Here is a 14,696-nt window from a genome sequence, read left to right as displayed (position 1 = left end):
GATGGATGAAGGGTTCTGCGGCTTTCCGTGCCTTGTATAAAATTTTCCTTGAAAAATATACCATAGGGGGGTATACTAATGACATATCGAAAGGAGGAGTCGAAATTGAAAACCATAACTCTAAACGTAAACGGAATGAGCTGCCAACATTGCGTAAACTCCATTGAGGGTGCTCTTAAGCAACTAGGGGCTGGGGGAAAAGTGAACTTGTCCAACGGTTCTGTCGAAGTTCAATTCGATGAAACCAAACTTACGGAAAGCAAGATTAAAGAAACGATCGAAGAACAGGGTTATGATGTTGTTTAAGCAACTTTTGAAGGGATAGAAGAGGTACCAAGGAAAACTTGGTACCTCTCGCTATGTTAAGAACCTATGTGGAGAAGACGGTTTGAAGGAAAACCAGGACAAGTCATATCGGCAACGTTTGGAGGGACTCATGCGAAGGATTTTAGTTGTTGAAGATGAGGAGAAGATCAGGGAAGTCATCCTTGCTTATTTAAATAGAGAAGGATTTGAAGCGCACGAAGCGGAGACTGGAGATCGTGCATGGAATGAATTAGCCAATCAACCATTTGATTTGGTTTTATTGGATCTTATGCTTCCGGACATGAACGGAGAGGATCTATGCCAGAAGATTCGAACAACTTATCCCATTCCAATAATTATGCTGACTGCTAAATCGTCCATTGCAAATCGTATTCATGGATTGTCTGTTGGGGCAGACGATTATGTTGTGAAGCCGTTCGATCCTGAGGAACTCATAGCCAGGATTCGCACTGTGCTCAGGCGAACCAACCAGCAAGAACTTCTGGCCGATCGATTAGAATACGGCAAAGGACGTTTGACCATTGATAGCCATGCGAAACAGGTCTTCGTTCAACATGAGCCCATCAGTTTAACCCCATCCGAATATAAACTGCTTTTAGTCATGGCGAGAAACTCGGAGCGTACGTTCACCCGGGAGGAATTGATTGAACTCGTTATGGGGTTTGAATTTGATGGAGATTCACGTATTATTGATCAGCATATTAAAAATTTGCGTCAAAAAGTGGAAGAGGACTCCAAGAACCCCTTATTCATCCGGACTGTTTTTGGTGCAGGGTACCGTTTTAATGGGGGGAACTTATGAAACGTACATTATCTTTTCGTTTAAGCGCGGTTCTAATTTTTTATACCGGGTTTATTTTGGTGATCGCTTCGATTGCTCTGATCCATGCCACCCACTATCATTTTCAAATGTATGGGAGCGAAATGTCTGAAGCGCAGCATTCAGCCGGTTCACTGAATTCTCACTTGGAGCAAGCGATTATACAATCCATTGGCTTAACGATTGGGGGAGCTATAATCGTCTCATTTGTTTTAAGCGTGTATATCGCCAAACGGATCTCATCGCCATTAATCAGCATGAAAAATCTTACATTAATCATGGCCCGAGGTAAACGGGATGTCCGTCTCCCGTTGAAAAGCTTGCCCAAAGATGAGCTGGATGAATTGGCCGCATCGATCAATCACTTAGCTGAACAACTGGAGCATCAGGAAAAATTAAGAACCTCTATGACAGAAAATATTGCCCATGAGTTGCGGACGCCTTTAACTACATTGAATAGTTACCTCGCCGCTATTCAAGACGGCATATGGGAGCCTACCCCGGAACGGATTCAGTCCAGCCGCGAAGAAATACATCGATTGATTCAGCTGGTTCATGATTTGGAAGAGCTTCAAATCGTGAATTCCATCGATTTTCAATTCATGCTTGAGCAAGTCTCTTTAAAGAAATCCGTGAATCAAGTCATGGACCTCATGCGTCCTTCGTTTCAACAAAAAGGGGTTAACCTGGAGAAAAAGGATATTCCCGATGTTTGCGTGATTGCCGATGAAAGCCGGCTTATTCAAATATGGACGAACCTGTTATCCAATGCATTGAAATATACGCATGAAGGCGGTACTGTTGCAGTCAATGGCACCGTCCGATCAGGCGTGGTTCAAATAATCGTTTCAGATAATGGCATAGGTATTCCACCCATGGATCTTCCACACATCTTTGAGCGTTTTTATCGGGTAGATAAATCACGGAACCGTAAAATGGGTGGCGGAGGGCTTGGATTAGCCATTACCAAAACGTTGGTAGAACGCCACGGTGGGCAGATATGGGCTGAAAGTGATGATGGTGCACAATTTTACGTACAGTTTCCGATACAAAGGTGAAGATCATATAGCAGCAATCCTGACGCTCCTAATGGGGGCGTTATTTATTTTAGTTGCAGGCACCTAAGGATCCAACATGTATTGGTTTAGTTCGTATGCTAAAAATAAATCGCTTGACAATATAGGGTAGGGGGCTATACTATATTCTCATCAAGACCGGGAATTTATGGTAAGATACACCTCGTTCACTGACGGCCGTCACGAGTGTGGAAAAAGATAAAGGACCGGTTTTTATTTCTCTAAAGGAGGAACACGAAAATGCCGACTCAGGCTCAAGGTCTTTCCCAAGCTGATCCAAGGCGCTGGATGGCCCTCGCGTTGTTATGCCTTGCTAATTTTATGGTGATTATGGATACATCGATTATCGGAGTAGCTTTGCCAGCCATTAAAGAAGCGCTGGGGTATTCCCAAGAAAGTTTACAGTGGGTGTTTAATGCATATGTGATTTTCTTTGGGGGTTTTCTATTGCTAGGAGGCCGGTTGTCTGATCTGTTTGGACAAAAACGCATGTTTATGTGGGGGTTTCTTATTCTAACCGCAGCCTCGTTACTTGCAGGGCTAGCATGGAACGACACCGTACTCAATATCGGTCGAGCATTCCAAGGATTTGGGTCTGCGCTCATTGCGCCATCCGCGCTAACGATTGTTATGATGTTGTTTAGCGGGAATCCGAAAGAATTAGGGAAGGCACTGGGATTCTGGGGGGCATCCGCTGCTGCAGGAGGTTCCGCGGGAGTATTTCTGGGCGGTGTCATTACCGAGTGGTTAAGCTGGGAATGGACATTCCTGATCAACGTTCCCGTCGGTATTGTTGCCTTAATTTTGTCACCTGGGCTCTTATCGAAAGGAACACGCGGAAAAGGCAGCATCGATTTCGTAGGATCCGTGCTTGTTACGGCGGCCTTGGTTTTAATGGTGTACGGAATCGTCACTGCAGAACATAACGGATGGGGAGCACCGACGACGACCTGGACTTTAATCTCAGGTATAGCTCTGTTTATCCTTTTCCTTATTGTTCAGGCTGTTAAAAAGGAACCGCTTGTACCGCTTCGAATTTTTAAGGCGCCTAATCTCGCAGCGGGTAATATCGCTTTGTTAATGTTATCAGGCGGATGGATTCCGCTATGGTATTTCCTCAATCTCTATATGCAGCAGGTCTTAAAATTTTCAGCTTTTGCCGGCGGTGTTGCTTTGCTTCCGATGACCATTCTTATCGCCATTTTCATGATTGTAATTACCGGCAAACTCATCGCCAAGTTTGGAGTCAAAGCGAATATCGTGATAGGTTTGACTGCGTTAGGGGGTTCGATGATTCTGTTCTCCATGAATACACCAGAAGATGGAACCTTCTTGGCCAATGTGCTGCCAGCATCACTTTTAGGAGCGCTTGGAATGTCTCTGGCCTATATTCCTTCCATGATGAGCGCCATGAACGGAGCTAAACCTGAGGAAGCAGGACTTGCATCCGGGCTTGCCAATACGAGTTACCAGATTGGTTCAGCGATCAGCTTGGCGATCATGGTGGCCATTTCAGCCACAACGACTTCGGCTTATGCTGATGGTGATCCAATGGCGGCTCTGAACAGCGGCTTTCAGGCGGCATTCTTATGGTCAGGAATCGTCGCATTCGCCGGTGCTTTATTGGCACTAATCTGCATTCGTTCGCCTAAGAAGACAGGTCCAGACATGTCTAAATCGATGTAATCTTGTTAACTTCAGTCACTTCGTGGCTGAAGTTTTTGACTCTAAAGCTTAGTTAAGGGGATTTGACGCCTTGACTCATAGGGGTGGGGGGTATATAGTGATGACAAGAGAAAAATAATGCATGTGATGGAGTAGACGTAAAATCGTGTGTTGAACTTATACAGAATTGGAGGCAGGGACCATGAGTGTTGAATTGGAGACAGTAGACAATGGCTTCACCGATAATGCGGGGTGCTGCTCCAGTGAAGAACTGGGAAGAAAGAGCCATCATTCTGACAAAGAAAAAAACAATATGATATCCAGGTTGAACCGAATAGAGGGGCAAATTCGCGGCATCAAAGGACTGATCGAAAAAGACACTTACTGTGATGATGTTTTAAATCAGATTGCTTCGGTGCAATCGGCATTAAATGGGGTAGGTAAGCTTTTGCTGGAGCATCACATGAAAAGCTGTGTTATCGATCGGATCCAGGAAGGTGACACGGAGGTTTTAGATGAGTTATTAAAAACGATGAATAAACTAATGAAATAAAAAACCTTTAAAAGGCAGCCACCACGCTGCTTTTTTATTTTGATTATCATATAGGGTACTGGGGTACACAAAAAAAATCAAAAAAGTGTTGACTTAAAATAGGGTAGGGGGGTATACTAAATTCAAGGAAGCCGATTGGAATCAAAGAATCAAAAAATAAATCTCATGACAAAAAGCTATATCGTGCAATCTCTAAACCATGAATGCATTTTGCCATTATCCTCTAGGAGTGATGAAAGATGGAAGCCGTAACCGGAAAAGAAAGTAAGCAAACCACGCTGCAAATTACAGGAATGACTTGTGCTGCATGCGCCAATCGCATTGAAAAAGGATTGAATAAACTGGAAGGCGTCTCTTCAGCAAACGTGAACTTTGCCCTGGAAAAAGCAAGTGTAACGTTTGATCCAGGCAAGGTAGGCGTCGATAAGTTGGAGGAAACGATTAAAAAACTTGGGTATGATACGGCGAAAGAAGTCGTTGATTTTAACCTCGAAGGGATGACATGCGCTGCCTGTGCTAACCGCATAGAAAAAGGCTTGAGCAAACTTCCCGGGGTTACCAATGCATCCGTCAACTTTGCGATGGAAACGGCAAGAGTCGAGTATTCGCCAGCCGAAGTCTCCGTTTCTGATATGCAGAATAAAGTCAAACAGCTCGGATATAAAGCGATAACGAAGCAAGATAACAAGAAAACGGTCGACCACCGGAAACAAGAAATTAAGCATCAAAAACGATTGCTGCTTTTATCGGCAATCTTGTCCCTTCCGTTGCTGTGGAGTATGGTGGCGCACTTTTCGTTCACCTCGTGGATCTATATGCCGGAAATTTTGATGAACCCATGGTTTCAGCTCATTTTAGCAACACCGGTCCAATTTTATGTCGGAAAACAGTTTTATGTGGGGGCCTATAAGGCACTCCGAAACGGAAGCGCCAATATGGACGTGTTGGTATCGCTAGGGACTTCAGCTGCTTATTTCTACAGTCTGTACCTGACGATTGACTGGTTCACTGCAGGAGCGAACGCTCACCACGGTCCATCCCTGTACTATGAAACAAGTGCGATCCTGATCACTTTAGTCATCATGGGTAAGCTGTTCGAATCGCTGGCCAAGGGCCGGACTTCCGAAGCCATCAAGTCCCTGATGGGACTCCAGGCGAAGACGGCACGGGTTGTACGCGATGGTCAGGAAATTACGATTCCGGTGGATGAAGTGATTGTCGGGGACATGGTTCTTGTACGGCCCGGAGACAAAGTTCCGGTTGATGGCGTGGTGCTGGAAGGAACATCCTCGGTGGACGAATCCATGTTAACCGGTGAAAGCTTACCCGTCGAAAAGAACGCCGGAGATAACGTCATTGGAGCGACCATCAATAAAAATGGCATGCTCCGTATTAAAGCAACCAAAGTCGGCAAGGAGACTGCGCTGGCCCAGATTATTAAAGTGGTTGAAGAAGCCCAGGGTTCCAAAGCCCCGATTCAGCGGGTGGCAGACGTGATCTCCGGTATCTTTGTTCCCATTGTCGTAGGTATTGCGGTGGTCGCTTTCTTCGTCTGGTATTTCCTGGTCACACCTGGCGAGTTTGCAGAGGCCTTGGAAAAAGCAATCGCCATCCTGGTTATTGCCTGCCCATGTGCGCTCGGGTTGGCAACTCCAACATCGATTATGGCCGGGTCAGGTCGTGCTGCAGAACTCGGGATCCTGTTTAAAGGCGGAGAACACCTTGAACAAACTCATAAGATTGACGCCATTATCCTGGATAAAACAGGTACGGTAACGAAAGGTAAACCCGAACTTACGGATGTGCTCTCAGAATTGGACGAAGTGGACTTCCTTAGATTCGTCGGCGCTGCGGAGAAAAACTCGGAGCACCCTTTAGCCGAAGCAATTGTTACCGGCATTCAGGAACGCAATATTTCCCTTCCTGGAACAGAAGCATTTGAAGCCATTCCAGGCTATGGAATCCAGGCTGTCGTTGAAGGAAAAGAACTGCTGATCGGCACTCGACGTTTGATGGAAAAATACGATGTAGATGCTATGCATGCCTACGCTACCATGTCTAGTCTAGAAGAAACGGGTAAAACAGCGATGCTTGTTGCGATCGATAAACAATATGCCGGCATGGTTGCGGTGGCGGATACCATCAAAGAGACTTCTAAAGAAGCTGTCCAGCGCTTAAAAGGAATGGGTATTCAGGTGATCATGATCACGGGTGATAATGAGCGAACAGCCAAAGCGATCGCTGCCCAGGTTGGCATTGATCATGTACGTGCAGAAGTATTGCCTGAGGGAAAAGCAGAAGAAGTTAAAGCACTGCAGGCCCAAGGAAAAACCGTAGCCATGGTGGGTGATGGCATTAACGATGCTCCGGCATTAGCCACAGCCGACATAGGAATGGCTATTGGAACAGGTACAGATGTTGCTATGGAGGCGGCCGATGTGACCTTGATGCGTGGCGATCTGACGAGTATTCCGGACGCCATCTATATGAGCCGTAGAACGATGAGTAACATCCGCCAAAATTTATTCTGGGCGCTTGGTTATAACACTCTAGGCATTCCGATCGCCGCCATCGGGCTGTTGGCACCTTGGGTTGCGGGAGCAGCAATGGCTCTAAGCTCCGTATCCGTTGTACTGAATGCACTTCGGCTGCAGCGTGTAAAAGTACGCAGCTAACCATTGCCGCAGAAACAAGTACGACGAATCCAAATTGAACCTTGGAGATATTAAGGATGTTATCCGAAGCAAAGGGTATGAGGTCCTGAATTAATACTGGGAAAAGGAAGTGAGGACATGTCCGCTAACGTAAAAATCTACACGATTCCTACCTGCAGTGATTGCAATCATGCGAAGCGATACTTTACAGAGCAAAACGTTCCTTATGTGGAGTATAATTGCGAAGAAAACCTTGAATATGCAGTAGAGGTTAAAAAACTGACAGGAAAACAAATGGTCCCGACCATTCTTATTGACGATAAAGTGTTCGTTGGATTTGCAGAAAATTTCAGCGAAATTAGTAATTTGCTCAAAATGAATCTTTGATATCCAGCAGAGAACGATTACGATCTTTTTGACCATGGCCTCTTTTATAGAGAAAAATTATCCGGATAACGCCAAGTACCATTTCGTTCTTGAAAATATCATCGAGGAAGCTTACTGCCGTGTCCATCCAAGGATTTTCTCTCCGAGACCGATCAATTGGAAGTGAGGCATTTACGCAGATTTACGGAATATCTAGGCAATCAATACCGCTAAGAAGTGTTTCTGAAAGCGATGCACGTTAACGATAGCTCAATCAAAAAAACAACGGCAGCCGATTGATCGGCTGTCGTTGTTGCGTTAACAGGGGCAAATTTAGCTTATGATACGTATGATCATCAGGCCTCCGTCGAATACTTTTTCAGGTTCCGAAGAACAGGGAAAAGCCAGTACATCCAGATGACGGCAACGGCTAGGGTACCAAGGCCGCCGATGATGGTCGCCGGCACGGCTCCAACCAACCCGGCCATCGTACCGGATTCGAATTCGCCCAGCTGGTTTGAGGTACCGATAAACAGCGAGTTTACGGCATTGACACGACCCTGCATATCCTGGGGCGTGTTAACCTGTACGAGCGTTGAACGGATAACGACGCTCACGACGTCGGATGCGCCGATAAGGAACAACGCGCAGAGCGAAAGCCAGAGGCTGTGGGAGATGCCAAACAGGACCGTCGCCAAGGCAAAAACCACGAGCGAGGCAAACAACGTCTTGCCGATGGCTTTTTCAAGCGAAACACGCGTTAGGATCAGCGAAACAACAATCGCGCCAACGGCTGGCGCGGAGCGGAGCAGGCCGAGGCCGACCGAACCGGTCTTCAGGATTTCATCGGCAAAGATCGGCAGCAATGCCGTCGCGCCGCCGAGCAGAACGGCGAACAGGTCGAGCGAAATCGTGCCGAGGATGATTTTACGGGCGAATACGAACCGCAGGCCGCTGAAGAAGGTTTCTATGCCGACGGAATCCAGCTTCTTAACGAAATGGACGGTCTTGACGAAGAAGATCAACCCGACGGATACCAGGAGCGCGATCAGCGTTGTCATATAGGCGGTGGAGATGCCCCAGATGACGAGTACGCCTCCGAGCGACGGGCCGACGATCATCGCCGTTTGCATTCCCGAGGCGGACCAGGCGGCTGCCTGCGGAAGCTGCTCGCGGTCGACGATATCCGGCACGAGCGCGGCCGAAGCCGGACCTTCAAAGGTACGGCAAGCGCCGAGAATGGCAGCGGCGATCAACAAATGAATAGAGTGGATCCAGCCCTCCATGCTGCTGATGACGAGCAAGACGACGACGACGCTCTCCATCAGTTGGCAGATATAGACGATGGTACGGCGATCATATCGATCCGCTGTCTGCCCGGCCGGCAGCGTTAGCAGCAGCATGGGCAAAAACTGGGCAAGGCCGACGAGTCCGAGTTGAAAGGCACTGCCCGTAAGGGCGTACATCTGCCAACCAATGGCGACGGACAGGATTTGAAAAGCGCTTGCCGAGAAAATCCGTGCGATCCATAAGCGCAAGAACGAGCGGTTATGAAGCACGGACGAACTGTTCACATGCAATGCAGGTCATCCTTTCTTATTGGGAGGCATAAACGAGATGAAATGAAACCATGCTGAGTGCATAGCTCCAGAACCTCGAAGCTTTTAGGGTTATTAGTGCTAGTTTATTTTAAATGAAATAAAAAAAAGAAGGAAGGGAAGGATCAAAAAAACATCTGGGATTCTACTATCTATCCTGGCTGGAAAGTAATGTATTCCACGTTGAAAACGTTATAATATAAGTGAATGAAAATCATATCTGTGGATTAAATGAAAAAATGAAGGCAGCCATTCAAGGGGGAGAACGATGTACACCTATTTGGAGTTTGAAAATAATATGGTTGATGAATTAGTACAATTTTTAACGTCAGAAACATGGAGTTTTCATGGACAGGAGAGTCCTACTGAGGAGTCTATAAGAGAAAATGCAGCCAACGGAAATTATAACGAAAACGGGAACCGAACCTTTTGGATCATGGATCATCAGACAAAAATCGGTTTAATCAAAATTTTCGATTTAGAAGATCCCATATGTTTATTCGATTTGCGATTGAAAGAAAAGGTTAGGGGCAAAGGAATAGCGAAGCATGTCCTTCATTGGTTAAGTACTTATGTATTTAAAAATTACTCTCATATTGTTAGAATCGAAGGTCATACCAGATATGATAATTTTGCGATGAGAAAAACGTTCTTTAATAGCGGATTTGTAAAAGAATCTTACAACCGTAGATCTTGGAGACAAAACGGTCAATTATTTGATTCTGTTGGGTATGCAATGATCAGAGAAGACTGGGAGAACCATACCCAAACCATAATCGAAGATAACTTTCCGTACTAACATAAAGGCATCACAGATGAAGAAGTAACAAAAGAACAGCAGCAGCAGGGAGGATCAGGAAAATGAATATCAGCCTTAAAGCATCCAATTTACATGCCGGATTGATCCTGAACAGCTATCAGAGATGGACCGGAAAGCCGCTTCTTGATGAAGCGGTTGAACCGGGTACAGAATCAGACACACTATTCCGAGCTCCAATCGTATTACTGACGCATGGAACGGAGACGGATCCGATTTTAAACTACGGGAATCAGATGGCACTCGATTTGTGGGAAACCAACTGGGAGATCTTTACCCAGACGCCTTCAAGACTAACGGCAGAACCGATGGAGCGCGAGGAACGTGCGGCCTTCCTGAAAGCTGTCAAAGAAAATGGCTACGTCGATCATTACACGGGTATTCGAATTTCAGGTACCGGTAGAAGATTCTATATCATGCAGGCGACCGTATGGAACCTTATGGATGATAACGATGTGTTTCATGGACAAGCTGCTGCTTTTCGTCAATATCGTTACATTGAATGACCACAGCAGAAACGACGGCCGAATGATGGCGAGCATTTTACTAGTTTAAAAGGTTACCAAGATTCTTCAATCGTTTGAATGTCTTTAAGTATGGACTTCAGATGTTCCCTGACGGATTGATTCAGTGGCTGTAGAGGGAGAGGAAGACTCGGACTTGAAATCAAGCCGCTGATTTCTGCGGCTGCCGAAACAACGCGGAGGCTTCCGTATTGGCGAAATAACGACCAAATCGGTTCAAGCCGCTCCGAGATCCGTTCTGCTTCTTCAGCACAATCGTCCAGGGCAAATCGTGTCATTCTTAGGCATGTCCTTGGGAACAAGCCACCCAGAACGGAGTACCATGCTTCGCAGCCAGCATTCAAACCAGTGACAGCAAACGGGTCAGAGCTTACGCCGATTGATACATGGGATGGAATGAGCGCTCGCAGATGGCTAATGCGTACTTTGGCTGCTTCAGGTCCAGATGGTACTCCAGGAATCTTGATCGAACGAACCTGGGGGAGTCCAGCAATTCGACCGTGCAGCTCATCACTAAAATGAAAATGTGTCGTGACTGGATTATCATACACGCAAAGCGGAATCGAGAGTGAGCGTGTCACCTGTTCATACAATAAATATACCTCTTCATCCGTTAACGCTTGGTAAGAAACAGGAGCCAAAAGCACGGCGCTTGCTCCTGCTTGTTGTGCGTCTTCCGCTAATCGGAGCACGTCTAGCGTGCGCATCGCACTTATGCTTGTCATTACGGGAATGCCCTCGGCGGAACCGACAGCAAGCCTCAAAACTTGATAACGTTCTTCCCGATTGAGGTAGGCGTAATTTCCTGTTGAGCCCAGCGCACCGATGGAATCTACGCCAGCTGCAACCAATCGTTGGATCAGGTTCACGTATTCTTTTTCATTAATACCTGTCTCATTCACTGGGGTCAGTGGAAAAGCGGACAATCCATGGAACAACATCAAGATACACCCCTTTGATTGTTTAACCTTCATCAATTATAAAACAAATTATAAGAATCGATTGGACTTAATGAAAGGGCCAATTTTGATACAAAAAACTAGGCCAATATGATCGCTGAACAATGCCAAACTGGAGTTTTTCAGTGCGGAATCGTGATTACCACATTTAAAAAGGTATTATAACACGACAAGAACATACATGCTTACAAGGCCGCATCTTTGCGGCTTTTTGAATTTGAATTTCATGATGTTATATTCATTCGGGATACATTAAAAAAGTGCTGGTGAAAGGAGCACCGTGTTATGACCAAAATATATAACTGCCCAGTAGAAGTAACGTTAGATGTGGTAGGAGGGAAGTGGAAAACGGTAATCCTACGTCATTTGTCCAAGAAAACTTTGCGTTATAGCCAGCTTCAGCATAGGATGCCAAACATTACGCAGCGGATTCTGACCCTTCAGCTGAAGGAATTGGAGCGGGATGGACTCATTCAGAGATCCGTTTATGACGAACGATTAAGGAAAGTGGAATATTCGCTTACCGAGTACGGTAAAAGCATCGAGCCGATTCTTGAGCTTATGTGTGACTGGGGGAAAAGACGGATGCGGGAATACGACTTGCAAGTGAGAGAGGTGCTTGGATCAGACGACAGTGAGTAGTTGATAAGAGCAACGAACAAAAATGTGCCTTATTGTAAGACATCTAATACTCCCGTATTATTTTTTATAGAAAAATTTACTGAGGAGGCGCATCCCTTCATGGTAGTTGAAATTATTCGTTATCATATCGCATCAGAATCATCGGAGCATTTCGTACAAGCGTATAAAGAGGCCGGGGTGTTTTTGGAAAATTCGGAACATTGCTTATCTTACGAAGTCATCCGGGGTGTCGAGGAACCCGATCACTTCATCGTCAGAATCGAATGGGATTCGGTAGAGGGACACATGCAAGGATTCCGAACGAGTCCGGATTTTCAAAAATTCTTTGCATTGGTCAAACCTTTTTTTAATGCGATCTTAGAGATGAAACATTATAGCATGATTGACAAGGTGGTTTGAACCATGAACATTAGTGTAATTGGGGCTGGGAATGTGGGAAGTGCATTAGGTCATGCATTGCATGATGCAGGACATTGCGTAGTTTACGGCGTACGTGACCCTGAAAGCAGCCGCTATCAAGATTTGCGCGAATCAGGAAAAACATCTCTTACCACCATAGTTAAAGCAGTAGAGGACTCCACGGTGATCCTGTTAGCTGTACCCTGGCAGGCAGCAAAGGAAACAGTGGAATTGATCCATAACTGGGATGGGAAAATTTTGATTGACTGTACAAATCCCATCAAACCAGATTTTAGTGGACTGGAATTTGAACAGGGCCTTTCAGGAGCCGAACAAATCGCCTTGTGGGCGAATGGCGCACGTGTCGTAAAATGTTTTAACCAAACCGGTGCAGACAATATGATACATCCTAATTATCAGACCTCAAAAATGCTGATGTTTGCAGCAGGGGACGAACATGAAGCGGTTGAAACCGCCATAGAATTTGCTAAGCAGATCGGATTCGATGCGGTGAGTGCCGGCAAGCTACATATTTCCCGGCAGCTCGAAGAGTTGGCGTGGTTATGGATCCATCTCGCTATAAAAGAAGGTTGGGGCACTTCGTTTGCATTTGCCTTGATGAAGCGATAAAAGCGATCAAGCGTAATTTGTTCAATCTTCATGCAAAGAGTCTCATCGAGTCGATCGGGATGGACCAGGGTATCTCAGGGCTGCGTAGAGAGGCTCGTGCTGAATCAAAGCATGTAAGACGACAAGAACATAAAAGCTTAAAAGCCGCAGATCTGCGGCTTTTTGTGTTTAAACGATATTTGTTTTTTCCAAAACCGGAGGACTAGAACATATATCAGTGGACGAGCAAAGACATGAGTCTATTTGGTTAACCGTAATTAAATTATGTTAGCCGATGACTCATAACTGCATCAAACCGCAGGAGGGATATCAACTAAGTATTTTAATTAACAAATTACCTTGACAGTCAAAGTAATATGTCTTATCATGCAGATATGGAGGTGATTGTATGAGCGACAACAAAATCACATCCGACCTGCTGCGAGGCCATACCGACACGATGATTTTACGACTCTTATCCGAAGCGGACCGCTACGGCTATGAAATTGTTAAGCTGATTGCCGAGCGTTCGGGCGGTGAGTATGAATTAAAGGAAGCCACGATGTACTCCAGTGTTCGGCGACTTGAAGGGGACGGTGATATCGAGTGGTATTGGGGCGATGAATCGCAGGGCGGACGGCGCAAGTATTTTCGAATTACCGAGAAAGGCAAGGAAACTTATGAACGCAACAAAAGCAATTGGGAGTACGCAAAGCGTGTGCTTGAAGACCTATTATAAGGAGAGTTGATGGGATGAATGAGAAATTGACGAATTATCTGAACGGGGTTTTTGCACCATACGACGGAGTGAAGAGCGTCAGCGAATTGAAGGCGGACCTGCACTCCGATTTGCAGGAGCGTTTCCGTGAACTGAAAGCCGAGGGCAAGGACGATGAAACGGCTTTTGAGATGACCATTGACAGCATCGGCGACATTGAGCAAACCGTACTGGAAGTGTCGAACCTCTCTCGTTCACTGGAGCGGCAGGTGCTGACAAATCTCAGCGCCAGTAACTTAGTAGAGAGCGACTTTGCTGGCGTGACCGCGCATAAAGGGATATTTACAGCAAGTGCGCTGCGAGGATCCGACTTCACGAACGCGGATTTGACCGGCAGCACCTTTAAGAGCAGCGACGTGCGAGATGCCCGTTTCGACGGTGCAAACCTGACCGACTGCAACCTGTCCACCCTTGACCTTGCGAATGCAAGCTTCAATAAATCCATCCTTGTGCGCACCAGCTTCAGCAAATCGTGGCTGGCCGGAGCAAAATTCACCGGCGTAAAGCTGACTGACGTGAACCTGACGATGACCGCTCTCAGTACAACCGTCTTTGAAAACTGTACTTTTGACGGGGTGGACTTCACATCCAGCGATCTGACAGGGCTGCGTTTTGACGGCCAAACCTTCATCGGCGTCAAATTCGACAAAGCCGGGTTGAAAGAAGTTTCGTTCAAGGGCGCGACGCTCAAGAATGTGTCCTTCCAAGGGTCTATGTTGTCCAAAAAGTACTACCGTGCCATCAAAACCGTCTGCTTTGACGAGGCGACAATGGATAAGTTGACGTTTGCCGCGCTCAAGGGCATAGAGGCTGATTTGTCCAAAGTTACGGTTATTTAAAATGGGAGGGGATATACAAAACGAGCTGGTTACCTTAACCGCGGAAGCTATTCGCGCGCTATTGTCAGGT

At 46.2% G+C, this 14,696-nt stretch carries 16 protein-coding genes; 14 read left to right on the top strand and 2 right to left on the bottom strand.

The annotated features are described in order from the left end of the window. Window positions 1-105 precede the first annotated feature (105 nt). From CJP46_RS26275 to CJP46_RS26245, 7 genes are all read left to right on the top strand, one after another. The gene (locus tag CJP46_RS26275) at window positions 106-306 is read left to right on the top strand and encodes a copper ion binding protein (protein ID WP_094598639.1); all 201 of its coding nucleotides are present in this window, start codon (window positions 106-108) and stop codon (window positions 304-306) included. Window positions 307-436: 130 nt separating this feature from the next. Beyond that, entirely contained in the window at window positions 437-1,129 is a 693-nt protein-coding gene (locus CJP46_RS26270) for a response regulator transcription factor (protein WP_094598638.1), read from the top strand. Then, complete coding sequence (locus CJP46_RS26265) at window positions 1,126-2,205, top strand: sensor histidine kinase (RefSeq protein ID WP_094598585.1); 1,080 nt, start codon at window positions 1,126-1,128, stop codon at window positions 2,203-2,205. The genes CJP46_RS26270 and CJP46_RS26265 overlap by 4 nt, the downstream gene beginning before the upstream one ends. Before the next feature lie 258 nt (window positions 2,206-2,463). Then, a complete protein-coding gene (locus CJP46_RS26260; RefSeq protein ID WP_094598584.1) occupies window positions 2,464-3,909 on the top strand; it encodes an MFS transporter in 1,446 nt (481 codons plus the stop codon). A 181-nt stretch (window positions 3,910-4,090) separates the two neighbouring features. Beyond that, window positions 4,091-4,441, top strand: coding sequence for a metal-sensitive transcriptional regulator (locus CJP46_RS26255; protein WP_094598583.1), 351 nt, complete (start codon window positions 4,091-4,093; stop codon window positions 4,439-4,441). Between the two features lie 239 nt (window positions 4,442-4,680). Further along, entirely contained in the window at window positions 4,681-7,116 is a 2,436-nt protein-coding gene (locus tag CJP46_RS26250) for a heavy metal translocating P-type ATPase (protein ID WP_094598582.1), read from the top strand. A 117-nt stretch (window positions 7,117-7,233) separates the two neighbouring features. Beyond that, entirely contained in the window at window positions 7,234-7,482 is a 249-nt protein-coding gene (locus CJP46_RS26245) for a glutaredoxin family protein (RefSeq protein ID WP_094598581.1), read from the top strand. Between the two features lie 335 nt (window positions 7,483-7,817). Here CJP46_RS26245 and CJP46_RS26240 read toward each other — a convergent pair whose 3' ends face one another. Continuing rightward, window positions 7,818-9,035 (bottom strand): MFS transporter, encoded by a 1,218-nt coding sequence (locus tag CJP46_RS26240; RefSeq protein WP_094598637.1) that lies wholly within the window; start codon window positions 9,033-9,035, stop codon window positions 7,818-7,820. 292 nt (window positions 9,036-9,327) lie between these two features. Between CJP46_RS26240 and CJP46_RS26235 the strand changes: the two genes are divergently transcribed. Further along, window positions 9,328-9,858 (top strand): GNAT family N-acetyltransferase, encoded by a 531-nt coding sequence (locus CJP46_RS26235; RefSeq protein WP_094598580.1) that lies wholly within the window; start codon window positions 9,328-9,330, stop codon window positions 9,856-9,858. 62 nt (window positions 9,859-9,920) lie between these two features. Next, entirely contained in the window at window positions 9,921-10,382 is a 462-nt protein-coding gene (locus CJP46_RS26230) for an MEKHLA domain-containing protein (RefSeq protein WP_094598579.1), read from the top strand. A gap of 53 nt (window positions 10,383-10,435) precedes the next feature. Here the strand turns inward: CJP46_RS26230 and CJP46_RS26225 are convergent, their stop codons facing one another. Further along, window positions 10,436-11,338, bottom strand: a complete 903-nt coding sequence (locus CJP46_RS26225; RefSeq protein ID WP_094598636.1) for a dihydrodipicolinate synthase family protein — start codon at window positions 11,336-11,338, stop codon at window positions 10,436-10,438. 306 nt (window positions 11,339-11,644) lie between these two features. Between CJP46_RS26225 and CJP46_RS26220 the strand changes: the two genes are divergently transcribed. The 5 genes from CJP46_RS26220 (at window position 11,645) to CJP46_RS26200 (ending at window position 14,626) form a co-directional block, all read left to right on the top strand. Next, the gene (locus CJP46_RS26220; protein ID WP_094598578.1) at window positions 11,645-12,001 is read left to right on the top strand and encodes a winged helix-turn-helix transcriptional regulator; all 357 of its coding nucleotides are present in this window, start codon (window positions 11,645-11,647) and stop codon (window positions 11,999-12,001) included. A gap of 99 nt (window positions 12,002-12,100) precedes the next feature. Further along, complete coding sequence (locus CJP46_RS26215; RefSeq protein ID WP_094598577.1) at window positions 12,101-12,400, top strand: antibiotic biosynthesis monooxygenase family protein; 300 nt, start codon at window positions 12,101-12,103, stop codon at window positions 12,398-12,400. A gap of 3 nt (window positions 12,401-12,403) precedes the next feature. Next, window positions 12,404-13,030 (top strand): NADPH-dependent F420 reductase, encoded by a 627-nt coding sequence (locus CJP46_RS26210; RefSeq protein WP_094598576.1) that lies wholly within the window; start codon window positions 12,404-12,406, stop codon window positions 13,028-13,030. Between the two features lie 388 nt (window positions 13,031-13,418). Next, window positions 13,419-13,748, top strand: coding sequence for a PadR family transcriptional regulator (locus CJP46_RS26205; RefSeq protein WP_036714822.1), 330 nt, complete (start codon window positions 13,419-13,421; stop codon window positions 13,746-13,748). 14 nt (window positions 13,749-13,762) lie between these two features. Beyond that, the gene (locus CJP46_RS26200; protein ID WP_094598575.1) at window positions 13,763-14,626 is read left to right on the top strand and encodes a pentapeptide repeat-containing protein; all 864 of its coding nucleotides are present in this window, start codon (window positions 13,763-13,765) and stop codon (window positions 14,624-14,626) included. Window positions 14,627-14,696: the final 70 nt, after the last annotated feature.

This window comes from Paenibacillus sp. XY044, assembly GCF_002257645.1.
GTDB lineage: Bacteria > Bacillota > Bacilli > Paenibacillales > Paenibacillaceae > Paenibacillus_AQ.
This window is presented reverse-complemented; position numbering and strand designations above follow the sequence as displayed.